The following is a 23,092-nucleotide window of genomic DNA, read 5'->3' on the forward strand; positions in this document are numbered from 1 at the left end:
GCTCTAATTCTTCGCTGGAATAAACGTAGTGACCAGACGTTTTTTCACCTTGTTTATGCAAAACGCCTTTAATTGCACGATGGACGATTAAGTCTGGGTAACGACGAATTGGCGATGTAAAATGCGCATAGCCGTCTAACGCTAAACCAAAATGACCGATGTTGTCAGGCTGATATACCGCTTGGCGCATTGACCTGATCATCATGGTTTGAATAAGTTCTGAATCTGGACGATTCAAAAATGGATTAACCTGATCGCTGAGTTCTTTGGGTGTAGGTTGATCACTAAATGTCAGTTCGCCACCAAGTTCTGCTAAAAATGCTCGAAAACTAGCAAGTTTTGTTGGGTCGGGTTTGTCATGTACCCTAAATAGCGCGCCTGCGTCATTTTTTCTAGGAACTTAGCTGTCGCTACGTTGGCTAAAATCATACATTCTTCGATCAATTTATGGGCGTCATTACGCTCAACAGTTTCAACCGAATCAATTTTTTTATTGGCGTTAAAAATAAACTTAGCTTCGATAGTATCAAATTCAAAAGCACCACGGTCAGCACGTCTAAGTTTAAGCGCTTTGTAAAGATCAAATAAATCCATCAAATGCGGATAGACCGCTTGATAACGGTCAATCATAGTCGCATCACCAGCTAAGATAGCGGCCACTTTGGTATACGTTAGTCGGGCATGAGAATGCATGACAGCTTCGTAAAATTTAAAGCCTGATAATTTACCACTATCGGCGACTGTCATCTCAGCCACTAAACACAAACGGTCAACTTGTGGATTTAATGAACATAATCCGTTTGATAGTGCCTCTGGTAACATTGGGATAACTTGCGATGGGAAATATACAGAATTTCCTCTATCGATAGCTTCTCTGTCCAATGCTGAGTTATGTTTTACGTAATGAGAAACGTCGGCTATGGCAACATATAGACGCCACCCACCGGATTTTTACGCTCACAATAAACCGCGTCATCAAAGTCACGGGAATCTTCACCATCAATAGTGACTAACGGTAAATTACGCAGATCAACGCGGCCTAACTTGTCTTGTTCTGAAACTTCTGGTGACAGTTTTTAGCCAAGTTGACAATTGTGTCAGACCATTCAAATGGAATTTCATAATTACGTAGCGCGATATCAATTTCCATTCATAGCGCCATATGCTCGCCTAAAACTTCTCTAATTGAACCAGTTGCACTTGATGATCTATTTGGACGCGATTCAATTTCGACAATAACCATCTGGCCATGTCGAGCACCGTTTTCTGATCCTTTCGGGATAATGATTTCGTGTTTAATACGACTGTCATCTGGTACTACAGATTGCACACCAGACTCAACAAAATAACGGCCTATTAGCGGCGCTGAACGAGCTGTGACTAAGTCAACAATGCGGGCTTCGGTTTTGCCTTTAAATTCGCCTAATGATTGCGCTCTTACGATATCGCCATGGATATAGCTCCGCATCTGGCTGTGGCTTATATACCAGTCGCTGCGGTTATTCTTAGCGTTTTCAGGTTGTAAAAACCAAAACCATCGCGGTGACCAATCACTTGACCGACAATAAAATCTTTCTGATCGGGGATCGCGTATTTTTTAAACTTTGTAAATAATAACTGGCCGTCACGTTCCATCGCTCTGAGGCGCCTTTTTAAGGCAACTTTTAAATCATCGCTGGAGACCTGACAAATTTTCAATAATTCGCCATACGAAAGGGGGAGTCGTTCTTTTCGATTTGTTCTAAGATAAATTCGCGGCTCGCGATAGGGGTTCCGTATTTAGCAACTTCCCGATCGTGATTCGGGTCAAATTTTGGCATTCAGTTTCACTTATAAAAATTAAAAAATAATGTTAAGTCGTTAGTTTAACACCATATGAAGACAAACAAGTTAATAACTATCGTTTTTGTCAATTTTTTTATAAATAACGTTTAATAAAATGAACGCCTGAACAAATACGTTAAATTGGCGTGTGTTTCGCCCTCTTTAACGCTTTAGGATGCATCAGTTTTGCGAGTTTAGCCAACAAGGTGGCCACTTTTTGGTGGGTGGTTGAGTCTTCAATTATAGCGTGATGTAGCCACTTATAACTTTGTTCGTAATCATATGGGCTACCAACCCCATCTAAATGCATTTGTACCAACCTCATTTGCGCATTGAGGTTTCCTAATTCCGCGGCTCGAAATATTAACGTGTGAGCTTTATCGATGTCCTTTTGAACAAATATGCCTTCATGATAATAGCGTCCCATCTGTTCTATTGCCGCAACTAGGCCTTGTTTTGCCGACTTACGAATATAATAAATCCCCAGCTCTGCGTCTTTTTCAATGCAAACTCCCCACGCGAGCATGTCCCCATAAAGAAATTCATAAGCCGGTATATGGAGTTTTACTGCATGGTCTTCAATATCACGATTTAACTGACACCGATCGGCTTTTACTTTATCTAAATGCTTGTTTTCTTTTATTAAAGCTAACAATTCATCTTGAGTATAAATTTGCACGACTTTCAATTTATTCTCGTTATAAGAAAAACTATAAGCAGAAAAAACAAGCAGTAGTGTCAGAATATATTTCATGTGCGCCAGACCAAATTGTAGTGTTGCTTTCAATTAACAGATTTATTGGTTAATTGAAAGCAAGTACTAGGCCATTCCCTAAAGTAAGTTTTTGGCTTTAATCGGCCCTTTGGAAAAGTCGACGGGTGGAGAAGGAATAAATTTAGCTTTTGCCCCGCCATTTCGATTTTGAGGCGACGCTACGGCACTCGCACTACAACTGTCATTGGCAAGGTAATATAGCCCTTCTGCCAACAATGGATCAGAATCAACACCCCAATCCCCTGTAACGACATCATTCACTGGGCAGTCAACACTCAGACCATCAAAGTAGTCACCAAAGCCTACTGCGTTCTGAGTTTGGAAGTTAATTGCAAAAACCACATGGTCGCATATTTCTTCTGGATACATACCAACTGGTTTACCACAGGTATTTTCGCCTACGATGACAACTTCTACGAATGGGTCTAACGCATTGATAACTAATTCACTCGCTGAACAACTGCCACCAGTGGTTAACACAATAACTCTGTCGAGATTCATTTTTTCAAAGCCGGCCCCTAAACTAAAGTACGACGTTTGGTCGCGACTCGATTGTTTATCATTGTGAACGTACTTTACAAAAACTTCATTCTCAACTTCATCTCCCGCGATTTGAGTACTCAATTGCTTTGCGACACGGATTAAACCGCCGCCGTTGTATCTAACGTCTAATATCATTTCGTCGATGTTTTGATCAGCAAACTCATCAAACGCGACGTTAAGCTCCTGTTCAGATCGAGAATCAAACGAATCGAAAACGAGATATCCAACTTTTTAGCTTCGCCTGCGATAGTGACATCTTTAACCTGTGTCGCCATTACAGTATTGGCCGTTATCGAGCCTTTACTAAACTGAGTATCTATTGTTGAGCCGTCTGGTTTTAAAATTTCAACATCAATAGTATGCCCTGCTTCATTAGGGCCAAATACGGTATTCAACGTCGTTGTGCCTGCTGCAACCTGAGACAATATTGTCGCCATATCAACACCTTCGACGCCAACGATGGTATCACCGCGACGAAGACCATTCTGCGCTGCCGAACCCTCTTCAAAAACATATCTGATCTTAAGACCATCATTATTTTCTGTGGCCGAATGAGAAAAGCCATAGCCAAAGAACACTGACTTTTGATAATCGTCATATTCTGCTGTAGTCATTGCAAAGCTAAATCGGTCTTGAGGAACGCGAAGACTCGCAAGTGCTTCTTTGATATCAGAATGCTTTTCAGGGTTAAACGATTGTGCTAAATCGCCATACCAAAAATATTCATCGTCCAGAAAGTCATATAATCGATTGTTGGCATCCGGTGCTGAACACTGACCATAAGTAACGTCACCGTCAGTTTTCAAACAACCGGATAAGCTAATACTTATAAGAGCGACAAAGAGGGATTTTATGTACATGTATTTTATCCTTAAACTAATTCATCATTAGATTATCGAAAAAAACCTAGGAGTACATCTAATTATAGAAAGAAATTTCGCGAATGCTGTAAACAAAAAGCCACCTTCCGGTGGCTTTATTTTAACTCTAATAAATTTAGGCGTTTTTTCTACGGTAATGAATACCCATCAAACCAAATACAAACAGTGCAATAGACGCTGGTGCAGATACTGCAGCAAAAACCGGCGTATAGTCGCGAATTAACCAACTACCACCAGCTAAAGGCGTATCTTTGTCCCAAACCCAATCAACCTTTTCAGGTGCAGCGCCACCAATAAACTGGACAGCTTCTATTTCACTTATGGTACACCAGCAACATCAGTTCCCGACATACCCATTGTAGCGAGTGCACCATTGCCTACGTCATCTAACGTGTTGCCAAATAATTGGATAAAATCAAACATATTACTTTCGTTTAAAATAAGTGTGCCTGAAATATCAGCAAAAAAGTTAAATGCCATAAATTGAATTTCAAAGATTTGTGCGTAGCGCCAGCCAGTCGAAAACTCTGAAGTTTCGCTTAACGTTTCATCTAAAACTGAGTCCGCTAGGTCAGCGGTGATGTCATTGAAGCTTATGTCTAGCGTCTCTGTTAAATCTAACCATTCGGTCATTTGACCTTCGATGTTAGTAATCGTAGTTCTACCATTGTCGATAAATTCAACAATTGGAACAGCCTGGGCTTTACCCGTGACTAAAATGCAAAGCAACATTGCGATTGACAAAATTTTCATACAACAACCTCTAAATTAGGAAATGAACAATCCATGTTGAATAAACAACTATCATTCGTCGAATGTAGTTTTAATATATCAATAACAAAGCAATTAATGAGCCAACAAAAACAAACTCTTTAAATACAACAATATAAGTATTACCGAAAATATAAAAAAAGCCAAGTGTAAAATTTATCGACACTTAGTAAATACAAAAAACCGCCATGATGGCGGTTCTTAAAAACAATTCTACTTACGAAAACGGGTTACGTAAAATCATTGTTTCATTTCTGTCAGGACCAGTAGATATGATATCCATTGGCACGCCAGTGATTTCTTCTAAACGTTTAATGTAGTTTTGCGCAGCTTGTGGCAAACCTTCAAAAGTTGTAACGCCAAAAGAGTTTTCAGACCAACCTGGAACACTTTCATATAAAGGCACAACAGCATCATACCCTTCAGCGGCCATAGGTGGAACGTCAACAACTGAACCATCTGCTAATTGATAACCTATACAGATTTTTATTTCTTCTAGACCATCAAGTACATCAAGTTTTGTTAAGCAGAAACCTGTAATTGAGTTAATTTGAACTGCACGTTTCATTGCAACGGCATCAAACCAACCTGTGCGGCGTTTACGGCCTGTTGTTGCGCCAAACTCATGACCTTTAATGCCTAAGTGTTGGCCAACTTCACAATCAAGTTCTGTTGGGAACGGGCCTGAACCAACGCGTGTTGTGTATGCTTTTACAATACCAAGTACATAGTCTAAGTAACACGGACCAAAACCTGCACCAGTTGCAACACCACCAACAGTTGTGTTTGAAGACGTCACATACGGATATGTACCGTGGTCAATATCAAGAAGTGTACCTTGGGCACCTTCAAACAAGATTGACTCACCAGCAAGGCGTGCAGCGTCTAATAACGACGTTACATCAACAACCATAGCTTTAAGTATGTCAGCGACAGCCATTGCATCGTTAAATGTCTTTTCAAAGTCGACAGGGTCAACTTTGTAATAATTAACTAAAGAGAAGTTATGGTACTCAAGAACTTCTTTTAGTTTTTCTTTAAATTGCTCTGGATTAAACAAATCGCCAACACGTAGGCCACGACGTGCTACTTTGTCTTCATAAGCTGGCCCAATGCCACGGCCGGTTGTGCCGATTGCTTTATTACCACGTGCGATTTCACGGGCTTGGTCTAGAGCGATATGATATGGAAGGATAAGCGGGCAAGCTTCAGAGATAAGTAAACGCTCTTTAACAGGAACGCCTCTTTCTTCCAACATTTTGATTTCAGTCATCAAAGCGTCTGGAGATAATACAACGCCATTACCAATAATACATTTTACGCCATCGCGTAATACCCCAGAAGGGATTAAATGCAGTACTGTTTTCTCACCGTCTATTACTAACGTGTGACCCGCATTGTGGCCACCTTGATAACGTACAACGTAATCAGCCTTGTCAGTTAGTAAATCAACTACTTTACCTTTACCTTCGTCACCCCATTGGGTGCCTAAAACTACAACGTTTTTGCCCATTTCATTTTCACTCAGAAAAAATTAGGCGGGGATTCTATCAAAATTGCGGGGTAAAGATCACCCGATTTGGCAAAAAAGATTCACATTGTTTATTAAACACCTGAATTTATTAGATAAAAATTAAACTTAACGAAACATTAAAAGCACGATTCCAAGTACAAACAACACACCACCAACAAATCGGATGCCACTTATTGGTTCATCTGCTAACTTTCTAATGTAGTTTTGCCATATTTTTGGGAACAATAACGGCATCATTCCTTCAACTATTAATACAAGTCCAATTACGGTTAACCATTCTATCTGCATTTTTATCTCACTACATTACGTGGCATAAATACCAAAACTTCATGTATTTATACGGTACCAACAAAAAAGGCCCCGTAGGGCCCTTTAACTAGTGGTAAGGTTATTTACCTGAGGTTGATTTCATATATTTGAAGAAATCGCTGTCTGGTTCGATAACCATAATATCTTGACGACTATTAAAGCTATTTCGATACGCGTCTAAACTACGAACGAAACTGAAAAACTCCGCGTTTTTGCTAAACGCATCAGCATATACGCGTGCTGCTTGTGCATCACCTTCACCACGTAAAGTCTGCGAATTTTTCTCTGCTTCTGCAATCATAATGGTAATTCTTGCATCGACATCAGCTCGAATAATTTCAGCTTGTTCACGACCCTCTGAGCGGTGAGCTTTAGCTACTTTTAATCGTTCTGTTCTCATACGTTCAAAGATATAGTTACTGACTTCAAGTGGTAGATTGATTTGTTTTACACGAACATCCAATACTTCCAAACCTAAATCACTAGAACTTTTAGCGGCAATAATAGCAGCTTCCATAAGCTCTGTGCGTTCACCAGAAACAATCTCTTTAATTGTACGAGTACCAAATTCAGTTCTTAACGCGTTGTTTACTTTTTGCTTAAGTAACTGTTCTGCATTTGCTTTAACGCCACCGGTAGAAAGGTAGTACGTTGCAAAGTCAGAAACACGATATTTGATAAATGAATCTACTATTAAGTCTTTTTCTCTGCTGTTACAAAACGGTCTGGCACATCGTCCAGCGTTTGAATACGAGCATCTATCATTCGTACTTTTTCAACAAACGGCAGTTTGAAGTGCAAACTAAGGCTCTTTCACCAATGTGGTACCAGAAGCATCACGCTCAACTTTACCAAACTGAATAACAATAGCTCTTTGACCTTCTTTCACAACAAATAGTGAAGAGAAAGACATAAGACCAATAAATATTAGGGCTACAATACTAAAGTTTTTCATATCTAGTTCCCGCCTCCATTAAATCTGTCGCCACGGCCCGAACGGGACGGTTGTGGCTGATTAGTTGGACTTGAAGAGCCCGCGTTATAGCCATCTTCTGGACGATTAGACATCACAGGAGTCTGAATGTTTTGCTGCTGCATAATTTTATCCAATGGCAAATACAACATGTTGCCACTGCCTTTTGTATCGACTAAAACTTTAGATGTATTTGCATACACTTGTTCCATCGTTTCTAGGTAAAGACGATTACGAGTCACTTCAGGAGACGCTTTGTATTCTGGAAGTAACTGCTCAAACTTAGCAACTTGACCCTGTGCTGATAAGATTTTGCCTTGTTTGTATGCTTCAGCTTCTTGACCCATTCGGTTAACTCGACCACGAGCACTTGGCTCAACTTCACTAGCATAAGCTTTAGCTTCGTTAATATAACGAATCTCATCTTCCTGCGCAGCGATAGCATCATCAAATGCATCTTTCACCTGTTCTGGTGGGCGTGCATCTTTAAAGTTGACGTCAACAACGCTGACACCGAGTTTGTATGGTTCAATAACTGTGTTTAATTCATCCCAAGTGTTGCGACGAACTGTTTCACGACCAGCTGTTAAGATGGCATCCATGTTTGAATGGCCAATTACCAGTCGTAACGCACTATCTGTAGCTTGACGTAAACTTGAGTCAGGATCAGGAGTAGAGAATAAGTAAAATTTCGGATCAATAACCTTATATTGAACTTCCATATCTACTTGAACGACGTTTTCGTCTTTCGTTAACATAAAGCCTGACGCTGGAATTGTACGAATAGTTTGTACATTCACAGGAATAACTTCTTGAATAAAGGTCATCTTCCACTGAATACCTTGGATCAACTAACCCGGTGTATTCACCAAACGTTAAAACCACGCCTTTTTCAGCTTCTTTAATGGTATAAATACCAGAAAGTGCCCAAATACCTAAAGCCACAATCGCAATAAGTCCAAATCCAAATGGGCTCTGTGCTTTACCACCTTGATTGGAGGATTTACCACCAAACATGCCGTTAAAACGGTTGCCTAAATCTTTGAAAAGTTCATCCAAATCAGGAGGACCCTGATCTTTTCCACCGCGATTTTTCCACGGATCGTTGTCGTTTTTTCCCGGCTCGTTCCAGACCATACCTTTCTCCAGTACCTATTAGTAATCAATAAATTATTAAATTCGCATCATAACGTGTAGTTAAAGACGAATATCAGTGAATGACACAAACATAACTCTATTTAGTCATCCAGTTGCCATTTTTCAATGGCATAGCTCATTTGTTTATTTAACTTTTGATGATCGACAGTGGTGATACGTACTTGTAGCACCCATTCACCCTTATCATTTATTTTTTCATCTAATATACCATTAAGTGCATAAAGTGCCGCTCTTAACTTACCCTCTGATGGTGGAATACACAAAGTGATATCCAACATAGAAAGGCCCAACAGCTCAGACATTGCGTCGAATAACAGGTCTAACCCCAATTTATTCTGTGCAGACAACCAAACTGAGATTGGCTTGCCTTCATCATCGCGTTCAATATGTGGGCGAATATCTTCTAACAAATCGACTTTATTAAATACCAGCAATTGCGGAATATGATCAGCGTCGATTTCTTTCAATACTTCTTGAACCTGCTCCATATTATCAGCACGGCGGGCATCTGCAACATCAACTACGTGCAACTGTAAATCAGACTCGCGAGTTTCTGTTAATGTTGCTTTAAATGCGGCAACGAGATCGTGTGGTAGATGGCGTATAAAGCCAACCGTATCAGCTAAAATAACTTCGCCTACGTCTTCAACTTCTATTTTTCGTAGGGTTGGATCTAATGTCGCAAACAATTGGTCAGCGGCATACACCTCGGCATTTGTTACCGCGTTAAATAATGTTGATTTACCGGCATTGGTATAACCAACTAATGACACTGTCGGCACCTCTGCTTTTTACGTGAACGTCTACCTTGTTCGCGCTGCTTTGATACTTTTTCTAACCGTCCCAGAATGTGCGTTATACGAGCACGTAGTAGTCGTCTGTCAGTTTCTAACTGCGTTTCATCAGGACCACGAAGACCAATACCACCTTTTTGGCGCTCTAAATGAGTCCAACCGCGAATAAGCCTTGTAGAAATATGACGTAGTTGTGCAAGTTCGACCTGCAATTTACCTTCGTGTGTTCTTGCTCGTTGAGCAAAAATATCGAGAATAAGTCCTGTGCGATCTAAAACTCGGCACTTAAACAACGCTTCAAGGTTTCTTTCTTGGGAAGGCGATAAGGCGTGGTTAAAAATTACGATATCAGCGCCGTCACGTTGCACCGCATCAGCTATTTCTTGCGCTTTGCCGGTGCCAACATAATATTTTGCGTCTGGTGAGCGTCGCGTTGTTGTTATAACGCCTAACGAAGAAACGCCGGCAGATGACACTAATAGACCAAGTTCTTCTAAGTCTTCTCGGTCGTTTTCATTGGAAAGTTCACGTGAACAAGGATTGCTTGTTCACCGCCTTCATATCTATCAAACAAATGTATTTCCTGTTTTTAAAAACACAAAAAGGAAATACATCGTACGACATATTTCCTTTATGGTATGCATTAATTTACCCGTGTAGGCGTAAGCCCTGGATAGGCATTTATTCTGCGTCTTCTCCACTACCTTGGTAGTGTGGATTTGTCTGGAAAGGACGAGCAGGCACTATCGTTGATATTGCGTGTTTGTAGACCATTTGACTTAAGGTATTTTTAAGTAAAATCACAAACTGATCAAAAGACTCCACTTGGCCCTGCAATTTAATCCCATTTACAAGATAAATTGATACAGGAATACGCTCACGTCGTAACGCATTTAAAAACGGGTCTTGTAAAGATTGCCCCTTAGCCATTGTTCATTCCTTATTGTTATTCTGTTATTTTTATACAAAATGTAGAACATTTTTAATGTCATGTTCTATGCAACCCCTCGTCATCGCCAACGTCTATTTTTCCTTAATATCACGTTATCGGGTGTTGCTTATGCAAGTTACCACAATATTATTGGGGTAATAACTTTAAATTCAAGTAAATCGATCAAATTTCAACCATTACTTCATAATTTAAGCAATATCTTCCTATCTACTTATAAGCTTAGCGAGTTTATCATTCGTTGCAAGTTTTCTTTTTCTTTACCTATGCTTAGGTGCGTCACATCGGGCCAGCTTCGTAACCACGTGAGCTGCCTCTTAGCCAATTGACGAGTCGCTACAACGCCCCTGAAAATCATTTCATCCCAGTCATGTTTGCCGTCAAAATATTCCCACATTTGTCGATAGCCAACACAACGCATGGAAGGTAAGTCTAAATGCAAATCGCCTCGTTCATAAAGCGACCTAACTTCTTGTTCAAAACCTTGTTCTACCATGTTCAAAAATCGTTGTTCAATTCGATGATGGAGCAATGTTTTGTCTTCACACATAAAAGCAAACTGCTTTACTTTATACGGTATCGGCTTTTTTCTTTTTCATTAATGCCGTCATCGTTTCACCACTAATTAGATAAATCTCATAGGCTCGGTTAATACGCTGCGGGTCATTAGGATGAATACGTAAAGCGGATTCTGGATCAATTTCAGCTAACTTTTGATGCACACCTTCCCAACCAATTTTACTTGCCAATTGCTCAATCTCAGCTCGGGTTTCGGCTTGGGCGACAGGTAATGTCGATATTCCGTCAATCAGAGATTTGTAATACATCATAGTGCCGCCCACTAAAATTGGCGTTTTTCCGTTTTGGTATGCCGACTCAATTTCCTTCAATGCATCTCGACAAAAGTCAGCAGCTGAATAAGTCTCTAATGGATCTAAAAAGCTGATTAACTGATGAGGATGCCGAGCTAATTCTTCGGCCGTTGGCTTGGCTGTTCCAATATCCATGTCTTTATAAATGAGGGCCGAATCCACACTTATCAGCTGGCCATTAATACGATCGGCTAATTCCATCGCTAAATCGGTTTTGCCCGAGGCTGTTGGCCCCATTATCGTTATAACCGGATATTGCACTGACTGGCTCATTTTAATTCACTAATTTGGTTAATATTGCAGAAGCAGAGAGTTTAGCTGAATGTTGTAGCACATTGACATCAAGACTCCCGTTTTTAATATATTCATTAAATGTTGTACGGATCTGTTCACCTGAAATTGGCTGCGCACTGGTTTGTTTTAAGATATTAATAAGTATCGTCTCGGTTAACGTTTCCGTTGCCATTAAATTTTCAAAAAACGAGGCAATGTTCGACCGACTTCCGAGGACCGTAAGACACTTGGCACTTGCTTAATGATAATGTATTGCCCGTGTAATTTTGTTTCAAAGCCACTGTTTTTAAGCTGTTCAATATGCTGCGAACACCATTGTAGTTCGTCTTTTGTTAGCTTTAACCGAACCGGCACCAATAAAGGTGCTGGTGTCAGATTGATTGGCGTTGCTGGATTTGGCTTCATCGTCGATAACATATCAAACAAATAGAAGGTATTTTGCCAAATAAAATAGACATACCTGTCTTGTTCGATATAACAAATGGACAGTAGGTTGTTGGTAGGCGTATTAATCTCGGTAACACTGTCTCTTAGTCCACTTTCTGACGTCGGAACTTGCTGGTGATGCGCATCGGTATCTGCGGTTAGCTCGTCCACAGAATTTGCAAAATTATCGAATGCCTTAGCGCTGACGATTAGAAATTTGCACTGAATGACCATGGTTCATTCTAGGTTTTTGCGCAGTAGGTGCATATTCGTTGTCTGCACGCTCATTTACTCGCCTAATCGCTTCATCCCCAACCGGCAACTCTCCATCACTCTCGTTTCTTTGTTCAGAGCCTTCCGCTGCTCCTGTAAACAAAGAGCCTTCAGCCTCACTCGGTAAAGAGCCTTCAGCGTCTCTTTTAAGCAAAAGCCGTCAGCGTCTCTTCTAAATAAAGAGCCTTCAACTGACTGGGGTTGATCATCAAGTGAAGTCAAACACGATTTTTGAATTTCAGTCTGCTCAAATGCTTTTTGATAATCATCAGAAGCAGATCCCAATCCGCCTTCCAATTTTGTTCCGTCACCCTTACCCGTTTCAGGTAACTGGTAAAAATGTTCAATTGCTTCCTGCACTGTGCGCACAACCAGATCATGAATAAGACGCGAATGGTGGAACCTAACCTCATGTTTGGCTGGATGTACATTCACGTCAACATCAGTCGCTGGCAAATTGACCGTAATGACATATTCCGGCTGTTGCTCCGAATGCAACGAATCGCCATAACCTTGGCGTATTGCATGTTGCAACAATTTGTCGCGCATCATACGGCCATTTACAAACGCATATTGCGATGGGTTAACACCTGCGCAAAGCTCAGGTTGGTTAACCCAAACCGATATTTCAACGTCATCATACTGCAAATATCCATACTGACATTGATCTACAAACCTTTGGTTAATGACTTCGGCCAACCGACCAGACATTTGTTGTTGCCAATCCGACTCGTTACCTTGTCCTCGGTATCGTTTAATTGTTTTACCATTATGTTTGAGTACAAAACTAATCTCAGGCCGACTCATCGCGATTCGTTTTATTAACAATTCAATATGGTTAAATTCAGTTTTGTCAGCTCGAAGAAATTTGCGACGTGCAGGCGTATTAAAAAAGAGATCTAGCACTTCAATACTGGTGCCATTTGGATGTGCTGCAGGTTTAACCGCCACGGCCATGTTTAGACCTTCAGCACTTGCTGCCCAGGCTTCGTTTTGACTTTGTGGTTTAGATGTTAAAGTCAACCGAGAAACCGAGCTAATAGAGGCTAACGCTTCGCCTCTAAAACCCAAACTGTGAATTGCTTCCAAGTCGTCAAGGCAGCTAATCTTGCTTGTTGCATGTCGTGACAATGCCAATGCAAGTTCGTCTTTGACAATGCCTTTACCATTATCACGGATCAAAATGCGTTTCTGACCGCCACGATCTATTTCCACTTCCACTTTAGTGGCGCCAGCATCTAACGCGTTTTCAACTAACTCTTTTACAACTGACGCGGGACGTTCGACAACTTCGCCAGCCGCAATTTGGTTAGCTAATTGCGGTGGTAATATTTGAATAGGCATGGATCAGACTTATGATTGCGGAATGGACAAAACTTGACCCACACGGATCATATTTGACTTAAGTTTATTGGCTTTTTTAATCGATGAAATAGAAACATTATAACTTTGTGCTACTAACGACAAAGACTCGCCACTTTTTACTTTGTGTTTAAGATTTTTAGTCCGCGCGAATAATGTGCCGTCTGGTGGATTATGTTTAAAATAACCACGCACTGCTTTGAAAATAGAATTAGCTAATCTTGATTGATGCCAGCCATTCGTTAACAGTTTTTCTTCTTTTAGATTAGAAATAAACCCTGTTTCAACTAATATGCTTGGAATATCAGGTGATTTAAGCACCCCTAAACTTGCCGCCTGTGGCGAGCGTTTGTGCAATTTTGTAATCGACTTTAATTCACTTAAAACGCTATTGGCCACACCATGCGCTTGATCCATCGAATGATCCATCGACATATCAAGTAACGTTCGCGCTAAATATCGCTCCGACGTCGTATTTTTAATGACTTCCGCCGCACCACCTAATAATTGTGAATGCTTCTCTTTTGCTCTAACCACTTACCTATTTCTGAATTAGCCCGTCGTAAATTAAGAACCCAGACAGATGCACCATTTGGTTCTGGCGAAGTGAATGCATCGGCGTGAATTGAAATTAAAAGGTCGGCATCAGAGTCTCGCGCCTTTTCAGTTCGTTTATGTACGCTTAAATAATAATCGCCCGTACGCGTCATTACGGCCCGCATTCCGGGCTCTTTGGTAATTAAATCTTCTAATTTTTTCGCAATACCTAATGTAACTCGTTTTTCATAGTTGCCTCGACCGCCTATTGAGTCTGGATCTTCACCACCATGACCTGCATCAATCGCAATAACAATGTCTCGGTCAGTTTTGAATTGTTTTTTGGTGTGCGCCACTTTCGCCACCGAATCAACTAAATCAATAACCAGCCGGTCGCTATATGGCGCGGTTGGTTTTAAGGCAAAAATCATGGCTTCAACTTTTTTATTTAAGTCGAGCACTAAACGAGCATCACCTTTCTTTTTCGGCGTACTGGTACGCACTGTATTTAACAGATTGGTATCTTTTGCAAGATCAGTTAACACTGCACTGATTTTTGTATCATGCAAATCAATAACCAGTCGTTCAGGATTGTTCAAAGTAAAATAGCTGTATTCAACAGGTTTAGATAAGTCTAGTACCACGCGAGTAGAATCTGGAGACGGCCATACTCGAACATTTTTGACATCTATTGCAGCAGACACGCAAGCGCTCCCAATCACCAAAATAGTAATGACTAGGTTTTTCATTATTTGAAAACTTTTCACAAGCTGCATAGTGTTGTTTAGATCTCGTTTTTCAATCGTTGTAAAATTGTCTCACCTAACTCAGTACCGGCCTTGAATGTCACTTCGCGTTGTTGTTCTGCGTATTGCAATTCAATAACTAGATCTGGTTTAGGCAGTAAACCTGCGCCCTTTTCTGGCCACTCGATTAAACATACGGCGTGATCATTCAAATAATCCCGAAATCCCATATATTCGAGCTCTTCTGGCTCCGACAGGCGATATAAGTCAAAGTGATACGCATTCAATCCCGATAACTCATAAGGTTCAACCAATGTATAAGTTGGACTCTTTACATTGCCGTTATGTCCTAACCCTTGAATGACACCACGACTAAATGTCGTTTTTCCTGCTCCCAAGTCGCCATGCAAAAATATAATTGTTGAGCTCGTTAATGACTTTGCCAGTCGACAGCCCATAACAACAGTTGCATCTTGATCAGGTAAAATTTCTGAATATATTTTTATCACTTGTATCGACCAATAGTAAACACTTACATCGTAGTTTAATTAACGTTAATTACCGTTACATCATTACTACGTCAAACTGATCTTGATTATATAACGACTCAGTTTTAACTTTAATCTGTTTGCCAATAAAAACTTCAAGCTCCGCAAGGTTATGATATTCATCATTAACCAGTGACTCTGCTACCGTTGGCGAAGCATAAACAACAAACTTATCGGCGTCATAAGCGCGATTTACCCGCACTATTTCGCGTAATAATTCAGCACAAATCGTCTCTACGGTTTTTACATAACCACGACCATTACATGCTGGGCACTCACCACAAAGCACATGCTCAAGGCTTTCACGTGTACGTTTACGCGTCATTTCAACTAATCCAAGCGCGGAGAAGCCATTAATATTGGTTTTAGAACGGTCTTTAGATAAAGCAACTTCTAAACTGTGCAAAACACGGCGGCGATGGTCTTCGCTTTCCATGTCGATAAAATCGATAATAATGATGCCGCCAAGATTTCTCAATCTTAATTGCCGAGCAATCGCTTGAGTCGCTTCGCTGTTGGTATTAAAAATTGTATCTTCTAAACTGCGATGACCAACAAACGCCCCTGTATTAACATCAATTGTTGTCATCGCTTCAGTTTGGTCAATGATCAAATATCCACCTGATTTTAATTCGACCTTTTTATCCAACGCTCGTTTGATTTCAGATTCGACATCAAACATATCGAAAATAGGACGTTCACCCGGATAATATTCTAACTTGTCGGTGATCTCTGGACAAAATTCATCGGTAAACGCCCTGAGTTCACCAAACATTAATTTTGAGTCGACTCGTACTCGTTCTAGTTCATTGGCGATAAAATCTCTAATCACCCTAAATGCTAAACTCAAATCTTCATGCAGTACTGACTGGTGGCGAGTCTTCTTTTTCTTTTTGATGATCTTGCCCCACAGCTTTTTAAGAAAAACGGCGTCCTGTGCAAGTTCATCTGCATGGGCACCCTCAGCGGCCGTGCGAACAATAAAACCACCGTTCCCTTCTTCATAATGAGATTCAACAATGGTTTTTAAGCGTAATCGTTCTTCGTCTTTTTCTATACGTTGCGAGACACCTACATGTTTTGCGTCAGGCATAAATACCAAATAACGAGACGGCAAAGTAATATCTGTCGTTAGCCGTGCCCCTTTGGTTCCGAGTGGGTCTTTAACCACTTGCACAATAATTTTTGGCCTTCACGAACCAACTCAATAATGTCTCGTGTCGTTGTTAAATGAGATTTAATTTGGTCTTTTTCGTCGTCGTAGGTGATGATGTCTGACGCGTGCAAAAAGGCAGCTTTTTCTAATCCTATATCCACAAACGCGGCTTGCATACCCGGTAAAACACGACTTACCTTACCTAAATAAATGTTGCCAACAATGCCCACTGTACTTTGGCGTTCTAAATGCAATTCTTGCAGCATGCCATTTTCTACCTTAGCCGACTCGTGTTTCACTCGGGGTAACATTTATTAAAAGTTCAATGCTCATTGGTCTAATATTTCCTGCAATGCGTGTTCTAATTCAACGAGTGGTAATCCAATGACAGCCGAAACACTGCCAGAAATACGGGTTACAAACTTACCACCAATGCCTTGAATCGCATATGAACCTGCTTTATCAACGGGTTCTTGAGTTTGCCAATAACGAATTATTTCGTCGTCGGTTAAAGTTTTAAACAGCACGTCGGTTGTTACAACTTCCGTTACGACTTGCTGATTTTTTATAATGCAAAAGCTGGTCATTACTTGATGTGTCCGACCCGACAGTTTTTGTAAAATTTGTAAACTGTCATTTAAGTCGACAGGTTTACCTAAAATTTCATTGTCACATACAACCGCCGTATCAGACCCGATAACAATATCATCGATATTCCCTAACTCTTGAACTTTTACCGCTTTACTCTTAGCTAAGCGAGTAACGTAGTCAATTGGCAACTCATCCGTGTAGGGCGTTTCATCAATGTCGGCTACGGCAATGTCAAAATCGTCAACGATATAGGCTAATAATTGTTTACGCCTAGGCGACTGACTTGCTAAAACGATTCGCATTTTTATCTAACTCTAAATTTACGGCGATAGCCACGCAATACTGGAAATAGCCAAAGCCAAAATAGCGAGCTTGTGATCACTGGATACATTTGCTCTGCCGACAGATGTACGTCCAATAGGAATCGATTTAACCAAAAAATAATAATGTGATACAGAACTAAAAACACACCAATTAATATGGCTTGTTGCCAAACAGAAAAGTTTCGCAGTTTTTGAAAATTACTCGCCGTCACGAAAACAACCACAGAGAGTGCCAGCGCATGTACGCCGAGCACAGTACCGAGTAAAATATCCAGTAAAAACCAACAACCTAGAGCCGTACCTATGTTAACTCGATGCGGTAAAGCGATTGTCCAATATAACAACACAAGCGCAAGCCAATCTGGTCGAAATGACTTAATGGCTAGTGGGAGTGGCATAATGCTTAAAATAATAGCCGCTAAAATACTTAATGATATGTACCACCAAGCGGAGCGAAATACGCGTGTCATTGGTTACTTTCCCGATCATTTGTATCTTGCCATAGCAGTAATACGTGTTTAAGACGGTCCACCTGCGCGATTGGACGTGCCACGACTTGCATAAATGGCTTAGTAACATCTGGTGATATTTGGGTAATTTCGGCAACAGGATAACCATCAGGAAAAACCCCGCCAAGACCAGAAGTAATTAACTTATCACCTACCTTTACATCGGTATTGTGCGATAAATTAGACAATTCCATTTTAGTTAAGTTGCCTGAACCGGTAAGTATTCCACGAATATCGTTACGCAAAACTCGAATTGGGATAGCGTGCGTTTGATCGGTAATCAAAATAACCCGCGACGTGGTATTTCCAACTGAGGTAATTTGCCCAACCACACCTAAGTCGTCTAATACCGGTTGCCCTATAAAAACATCGTCAGTCAAACCTTTATCGATAACAACATTATGAGCAAATGGATGACTTGCAACAGAAATAATTTCGGCAACTTGTTTGCGGGAGTCACTGCGTAGATTTGTTTTTAATAGCGATCGGAGTTTGTCATTTTCAGTTTTCAGCATTTCGTATTGCTGTAACTTTTGATTTTGCAGAAGTTGTAATTTTCGTAGTTTTTGATTTTCTTCAAGCAACGAGTTTTTACTTGCCAAATGGGTAGCAAAGCTATCAATTGTGCTTTCAGGCAGAGACGCCAAATATTGAATTGGCGATACCACAGTAATCAAAAAGCTCCTGATCTGTTTAGAGCCCTCAGTGCGGGTATCAGCAACCATTGCAATGACACTAAATATCAATGCAAATAACATTCTTAATGATAATGATGGCCCAGCACCGAATATTGGATTCATAACCCTACTTAAACTAAAACGGCAGTGGAAACTGCCGTCTATTTATAACTAAAAAGCACCGCTACGATTAATCGTAGCTAAATACATCTCCACCGTGAACATCGATCATCTCTAATGCTTTACCACCACCACGTGCAACACACGTTAGTGGATCGTCAGCAATGATAACTGGGATCCCGGTTTCTTCCATTAACAAGCGGTCTAGGTCACGTAAAAGTGCACCACCACCGGTTAATACCATACCGCGTTCTGAAATATCAGACGCTAATTCTGGCGGTGACTGTTCTAAAGCAACCATTACCGCGCTCACAATTCCTGACAACGGTTCTTGTAATGCTTCAAGTATTTCATTGGAATTAAGCGTAAATGAACGAGGTACACCTTCCGCTAAGTTACGACCTCGAACTTCGAGTTCTTTAACATCACTCGATGGATACGCAAAACCAATTTCTTGCTTGATCCGTTCAGCGGTTGCTTCACCAATTAAGCTTCCGAAATTGCGTCGAACATAATTGATAATTGCTTCATCAAAGCGGTCACCACCGATGCGAACTGAAGAAGAATAGACAACACCGTTAAGCGAGATAATTGCAACTTCTGTTGTACCACCACCAATATCTACAACCATTGAACCCGTTGCTTCAGAAACAGGTAAACCTGCACCGATTGCCGCGGCCATTGGTTCTTCAATTAAAAATACTTCACGAGCCCCAGCACCTAGTGCCGACTCTTTTATCGCACGTTGCTCAACTTGTGTCGCGCCACATGGCACACAAACCAAAACACGCGGAGATGGGCGTAAAAGTTATTGCTGTGCACTTGTTTGATAAAGTGTTGTAGCATTTTTTCGGTAACATAAAAGTCGGCAATAACACCGTCTTTCATAGGACGGATCGCTTTAATATTTCCAGGCGTACGACCTAACATTCGTTTTGCTTCGGTCCCCACTGATGCGACACTTTTTGGTCCACCAGCTCGTTCCTGACGAATTGCTACAACCGAAGGTTCGTTTAGAACAATACCCTGATCTTTTACATAAATTAACGTATTTGCCGTACCAAGGTCGATCGACAGATCGTTTGAAAACATACCGCGCAAACTCTTAAACATGGCGCTTTTATTCCTTCAGAAACTTGAATTTTTTAAACAACGGGTAACTTTACCTAACCCGCTGTATCTGAGCAAGCGGGGATTCGGGCAATTACGATAAAACTATAAAAAAAGACCTAAATCGGCCTTTTTTTCTATAAATAACAAGTCTACTGTAATTATCGTTCTCGACGATAGATAATTCGGTCATTTCCACGGTATCGTCCAAATACAACGGACGTTGTAGGAACACTTGTATCTAATGTACCATCACCGTCCCAATCGAACTGCAACCAAGGCAAGTCGGTACTTAAATCTATGCCAATATTAATCCCGCCTACTAACCCATCACCTATAGTGCCGCAAATGACAAAATAACTTCACCCAAATTAGGCGTTACTGAGCTTACGCCCGAATGGCCAACAATATATGTTTTACCAGTCGAATCGTCCAACGTATATTGAGTTGAAGCCGTTTCGACATCAAAGTCATTTAAACCATCGATGGTGACAAACGTCTCTAAAAATATGGTTTCGATATCATCCAGGTTTGTTGTCCACCCTGTACTTTCATCATATTCTTCAACGCTTGCAGTCCAATCTAACCCTTCGGTTTCAGGGCCATAATTGTTTTCGGTTTTCACCCTTCCGTAGCGGACTTCGGCGCCTATGATATTTGCCACATCATAATCTTCATACGCAATACCATTTGCACTGCCATCGGAGTCATATCCAATACCGTCTGCATCCGTCAAATCACTGGCCAGTAACTCGAGTGCTAAATCAACATCAAACTTGTTTATTGGAGTCGCCGTTTTGTCAAAGCTAAACGAATCATCAAGAGAAAATTCAAAGACACCATCCCAATCTGTTGCGTCAGTTACGGTAATAGCATTTAAGGAACCGCCATCAAATAACCCAGAGGTGCCGTTGTCAGTGTATTTCCTAAGGGTTAAGTCAAACTCGTTTGCCCCTGAAAATTGATTGTAACCGCCGTCGTAATTCAAGACAGTGACATCTTTGTAGCTTCTAGCGACGACTTGATAAGTCGGATTCGTGGCATAACTTAACGTCTCGCCAATATATGAAAATTCGTTTGTACCCGCAGTATGAGTGTCACCAATATCACCAGCTTCGGTTTCTATAATCGAGAAATACGCTGGGGTAAAACGTCCTGCTGATACCGTCGATGCCGCTGATATTTCAGTCCCAAAATAGGTGTCTCGGGCATTTAACGTAAACTCACCAACCTCATCAAAGGAAGCAACATTACTTGAGTAAACACCATTACTGAATGTTGTCGAAATGCCTGTCCAATTATCAGAGTTTCCTGCTGTTGTAGAGACCAAACTGCCATAGAAGAAAGGACTTGGATTGGCGCCAGAAGACACACTTGGTCCTAACATAAGTGGATTAATTTCCAGTGCAGATGCTTGATAATTAGGTGTAATCGTACCATCAAGGTTCACCGCTTGAATGGCCAAATTAAATGGCCGCCCAGCCATATAAGTACCACCAGCGAGATCAGTTCCACTGCTGTCTTGCATCTTTATCTGTAATTCAGCCGGGCGAACCACAAATGAATCGTTCCCCGTTGCAACACTTCCAGCAACAAGAACACCATTCGGATCGGTAAATGTTAGGTTTAACTGCCCAGCATCCGGATAAGCTAAATAAAATTCGGCGGTCGCATTAGCATTGCTAAAGTTTAATGTACTATTTGACGCCACACCGGCTGTAAGCGGGGTGTAACTGCTGTCGTCAGTGGAGAACCCTAATGCTTGAGTCCCTGTGTTTGGCGAAACATAATTAAATGACACATTTACGGATTGATTGCCGGTATAGGCCGGAACACAAGTTGTCCCTGCGTCATCCGCCTTTATCGCTTGTACGCTTGCCAATGTGCCGCCGTTAGACTGGGCATACGTTATCGAACCCGCTACAAAATCGGGGATAGAAACTAGATACCCGGAGTCAGCAAACACCATATTACAGCTCGCTGTAGAATCACTGGTATTTAAACATTGCATATCATTAGTGGCTGCCGGTGACATTCCACTGAGTGACAAACTTATCGTTCCAGAATTGGTTTGCGTCAAATTGAGTTGCTGCACCCCATTATCAAATGAAAGGCCTGTTGTGCCTTGCGTGCCTGAAGAAATAATATTACCGATAACATCTGTAACGACCAGCTCACTGCAACTTGCGTCTTTACAGGCTTTAACTTTCACCGTATCGGCTAAACACGTTAAACCATTGCCATCGTGTTCAATACGGTAATGGTCAATTACATTCGCTTCACAATCTAGACATTTAACTACAAAATCATCAAAACTCACGCCAACATCGTTGTCGTAAGAAAAGAAACCGACATCGCCTAACACCGGACGTTCGGCTGCTGCAAACAACGTGGAAATGCCATTGACACAAATAGAAATTCCAGCTGCATTTACCGTTACCTTTATATCAATGTCATCAACATCGTAAAAAGAATCTGCCGTCAAAATTGTCGTCACACCATCAACGACTTTGAGCAAATCAAGTGAACGATGGGTACCAGGAAAGTCGTATCCGTGGCATACCCCTGCGCAAATTTAGTCCATCTGATTAAATAAAAATTATCATGGTCTTCATATCCAAATACTAAGCCCGCGTCGTTATTGGTGGTGCCACTTGAATTTGATGTGAGTGAAGCTTCAACTGTATAGCTATCAATAGAGGTTGGATCAAACCCTTCGTTACTAACATCATGTAAGATCACGCCATATTCGTTGTCGCCGCCAGACGATACCCCACCGGCGATGTTAATTTTTCCGCCGCTAATATTAAATAAAACATCTTGTTCTTCGTTACTTGATGAATAGATAGTTTCATCTTAGCCAAAGGTTAACTGCGTTTGCCCCTGATTTATCGAATGTTATCGCCTGCCAATTATCGTTTGTGGTACTAAAGTCATCACTGAAAATCTCAGTATAGCTCGTTGTATCAGGGCAGCTTTGAGGCAAAATTTCGCACTCTTCATTTAAGCTAGCTTCCTCGAAATAATATGGGTCGTA

17 protein-coding genes and 10 pseudogenes are annotated in these 23,092 nt (G+C 41.0%); all 27 read right to left on the reverse strand.

Going from position 1 to position 23,092, the window contains the following annotated elements; genetic code table 11:
* Window positions 1-115: 115 nt before the first annotated feature.
* Window positions 116-1,073: pseudogene (locus PN838_RS13220) on the reverse strand (ribonuclease R family protein); the annotation flags it as partial.
* A 77-nt stretch (window positions 1,074-1,150) separates the two neighbouring features.
* Entirely contained in the window at window positions 1,151-1,483 is a 333-nt protein-coding gene (locus PN838_RS13225) for a hypothetical protein (protein ID WP_272182592.1), read from the reverse strand.
* Window positions 1,480-1,698 carry a hypothetical protein gene (locus PN838_RS13230; RefSeq protein ID WP_272180972.1) on the reverse strand — a complete coding sequence of 73 codons (219 nt, stop codon included), beginning with the start codon at window positions 1,696-1,698 and terminating at the stop codon, window positions 1,480-1,482. Before PN838_RS13230 ends, PN838_RS13225 begins: the two co-directional genes overlap by 4 nt.
* A 262-nt stretch (window positions 1,699-1,960) precedes the next feature.
* Entirely contained in the window at window positions 1,961-2,503 is a 543-nt protein-coding gene (locus PN838_RS13235) for a tetratricopeptide repeat protein (RefSeq protein WP_272182593.1), read from the reverse strand.
* 153 nt (window positions 2,504-2,656) lie between these two features.
* A pseudogene (locus tag PN838_RS13240) lies at window positions 2,657-3,313 on the reverse strand (S41 family peptidase); the annotation flags it as partial.
* Window positions 3,274-4,002, reverse strand: a complete 729-nt coding sequence (locus PN838_RS13245; protein ID WP_272180973.1) for a S41 family peptidase — start codon at window positions 4,000-4,002, stop codon at window positions 3,274-3,276. The gene PN838_RS13245 and the pseudogene PN838_RS13240, both read right to left, overlap by 40 nt.
* A gap of 339 nt (window positions 4,003-4,341) precedes the next feature.
* Window positions 4,342-4,776 (reverse strand): hypothetical protein, encoded by a 435-nt coding sequence (locus PN838_RS13250; RefSeq protein WP_272180974.1) that lies wholly within the window; start codon window positions 4,774-4,776, stop codon window positions 4,342-4,344.
* 235 nt (window positions 4,777-5,011) lie between these two features.
* Window positions 5,012-6,307 (reverse strand): adenylosuccinate synthase, encoded by a 1,296-nt coding sequence (locus PN838_RS13255; RefSeq protein WP_272180975.1) that lies wholly within the window; start codon window positions 6,305-6,307, stop codon window positions 5,012-5,014.
* Between the two features lie 126 nt (window positions 6,308-6,433).
* Entirely contained in the window at window positions 6,434-6,616 is a 183-nt protein-coding gene (locus PN838_RS13260; RefSeq protein ID WP_215963256.1) for a DUF2065 domain-containing protein, read from the reverse strand.
* A 100-nt stretch (window positions 6,617-6,716) separates the two neighbouring features.
* A pseudogene (gene hflC / locus PN838_RS13265) lies at window positions 6,717-7,592 on the reverse strand (protease modulator HflC).
* 2 nt (window positions 7,593-7,594) lie between these two features.
* Window positions 7,595-8,747 (reverse strand): annotated as a pseudogene (hflK, locus tag PN838_RS13270) (FtsH protease activity modulator HflK).
* A gap of 101 nt (window positions 8,748-8,848) precedes the next feature.
* Window positions 8,849-10,136: pseudogene (gene hflX / locus PN838_RS13275) on the reverse strand (ribosome rescue GTPase HflX).
* Window positions 10,137-10,243: 107 nt separating this feature from the next.
* Window positions 10,244-10,492, reverse strand: a complete 249-nt coding sequence (gene hfq, locus PN838_RS13280) for an RNA chaperone Hfq (RefSeq protein WP_215963252.1) — start codon at window positions 10,490-10,492, stop codon at window positions 10,244-10,246.
* A 233-nt stretch (window positions 10,493-10,725) separates the two neighbouring features.
* Window positions 10,726-11,656 (reverse strand): annotated as a pseudogene (gene miaA, locus PN838_RS13285) (tRNA (adenosine(37)-N6)-dimethylallyltransferase MiaA).
* Window position 11,657: 1 nt separating this feature from the next.
* Window positions 11,658-11,849: a hypothetical protein gene (locus PN838_RS13290; protein WP_272180976.1), complete on the reverse strand. Its 192-nt coding sequence runs from the start codon at window positions 11,847-11,849 to the stop codon at window positions 11,658-11,660.
* A complete protein-coding gene (locus PN838_RS13295; RefSeq protein WP_272180977.1) occupies window positions 11,849-12,337 on the reverse strand; it encodes a hypothetical protein in 489 nt (162 codons plus the stop codon). Before PN838_RS13295 ends, PN838_RS13290 begins: the two co-directional genes overlap by 1 nt.
* Window positions 12,338-12,718: 381 nt before the next feature.
* Window positions 12,719-13,720: pseudogene (gene mutL / locus PN838_RS13300) on the reverse strand (DNA mismatch repair endonuclease MutL); the annotation flags it as partial.
* Between the two features lie 9 nt (window positions 13,721-13,729).
* Window positions 13,730-15,051 (reverse strand): annotated as a pseudogene (locus PN838_RS13305) (N-acetylmuramoyl-L-alanine amidase).
* An 8-nt stretch (window positions 15,052-15,059) separates the two neighbouring features.
* The gene (gene tsaE / locus PN838_RS13310) at window positions 15,060-15,530 is read right to left on the reverse strand and encodes a tRNA (adenosine(37)-N6)-threonylcarbamoyltransferase complex ATPase subunit type 1 TsaE (RefSeq protein ID WP_370661033.1); all 471 of its coding nucleotides are present in this window, start codon (window positions 15,528-15,530) and stop codon (window positions 15,060-15,062) included.
* 55 nt (window positions 15,531-15,585) lie between these two features.
* Window positions 15,586-17,058: pseudogene (gene rng, locus PN838_RS13315) on the reverse strand (ribonuclease G).
* The gene (locus tag PN838_RS13320) at window positions 17,055-17,618 is read right to left on the reverse strand and encodes a Maf family protein (protein WP_252736738.1); all 564 of its coding nucleotides are present in this window, start codon (window positions 17,616-17,618) and stop codon (window positions 17,055-17,057) included. Before PN838_RS13320 ends, rng begins: the two are co-directional and overlap by 4 nt.
* Window positions 17,619-17,620: 2 nt before the next feature.
* The gene (gene mreD / locus PN838_RS13325) at window positions 17,621-18,109 is read right to left on the reverse strand and encodes a rod shape-determining protein MreD (RefSeq protein ID WP_272180979.1); all 489 of its coding nucleotides are present in this window, start codon (window positions 18,107-18,109) and stop codon (window positions 17,621-17,623) included.
* A complete protein-coding gene (mreC, locus tag PN838_RS13330; RefSeq protein WP_215963246.1) occupies window positions 18,106-18,948 on the reverse strand; it encodes a rod shape-determining protein MreC in 843 nt (280 codons plus the stop codon). Before mreC ends, mreD begins: the two co-directional genes overlap by 4 nt.
* Window positions 18,949-19,015: 67 nt before the next feature.
* Window positions 19,016-20,058: pseudogene (locus PN838_RS13335) on the reverse strand (rod shape-determining protein).
* Between the two features lie 158 nt (window positions 20,059-20,216).
* Window positions 20,217-20,405, reverse strand: a complete 189-nt coding sequence (locus PN838_RS26420; RefSeq protein WP_334313514.1) for a DUF6701 domain-containing protein — start codon at window positions 20,403-20,405, stop codon at window positions 20,217-20,219.
* On the reverse strand, window positions 20,390-22,540 hold the full coding sequence (locus PN838_RS13340) for a DUF6701 domain-containing protein (RefSeq protein WP_272180980.1): 2,151 nt from the start codon (window positions 22,538-22,540) through the stop codon (window positions 20,390-20,392). Before PN838_RS13340 ends, PN838_RS26420 begins: the two co-directional genes overlap by 16 nt.
* An 8-nt stretch (window positions 22,541-22,548) precedes the next feature.
* Window positions 22,549-22,797 (reverse strand): hypothetical protein, encoded by a 249-nt coding sequence (locus tag PN838_RS13345; RefSeq protein ID WP_272180981.1) that lies wholly within the window; start codon window positions 22,795-22,797, stop codon window positions 22,549-22,551.
* Between the last annotated feature and the right edge of the window lie 295 nt (window positions 22,798-23,092).

This window comes from Psychrosphaera algicola, assembly GCF_028401425.1.
GTDB classification, from domain to species: domain Bacteria; phylum Pseudomonadota; class Gammaproteobacteria; order Enterobacterales; family Alteromonadaceae; genus Psychrosphaera; species Psychrosphaera algicola.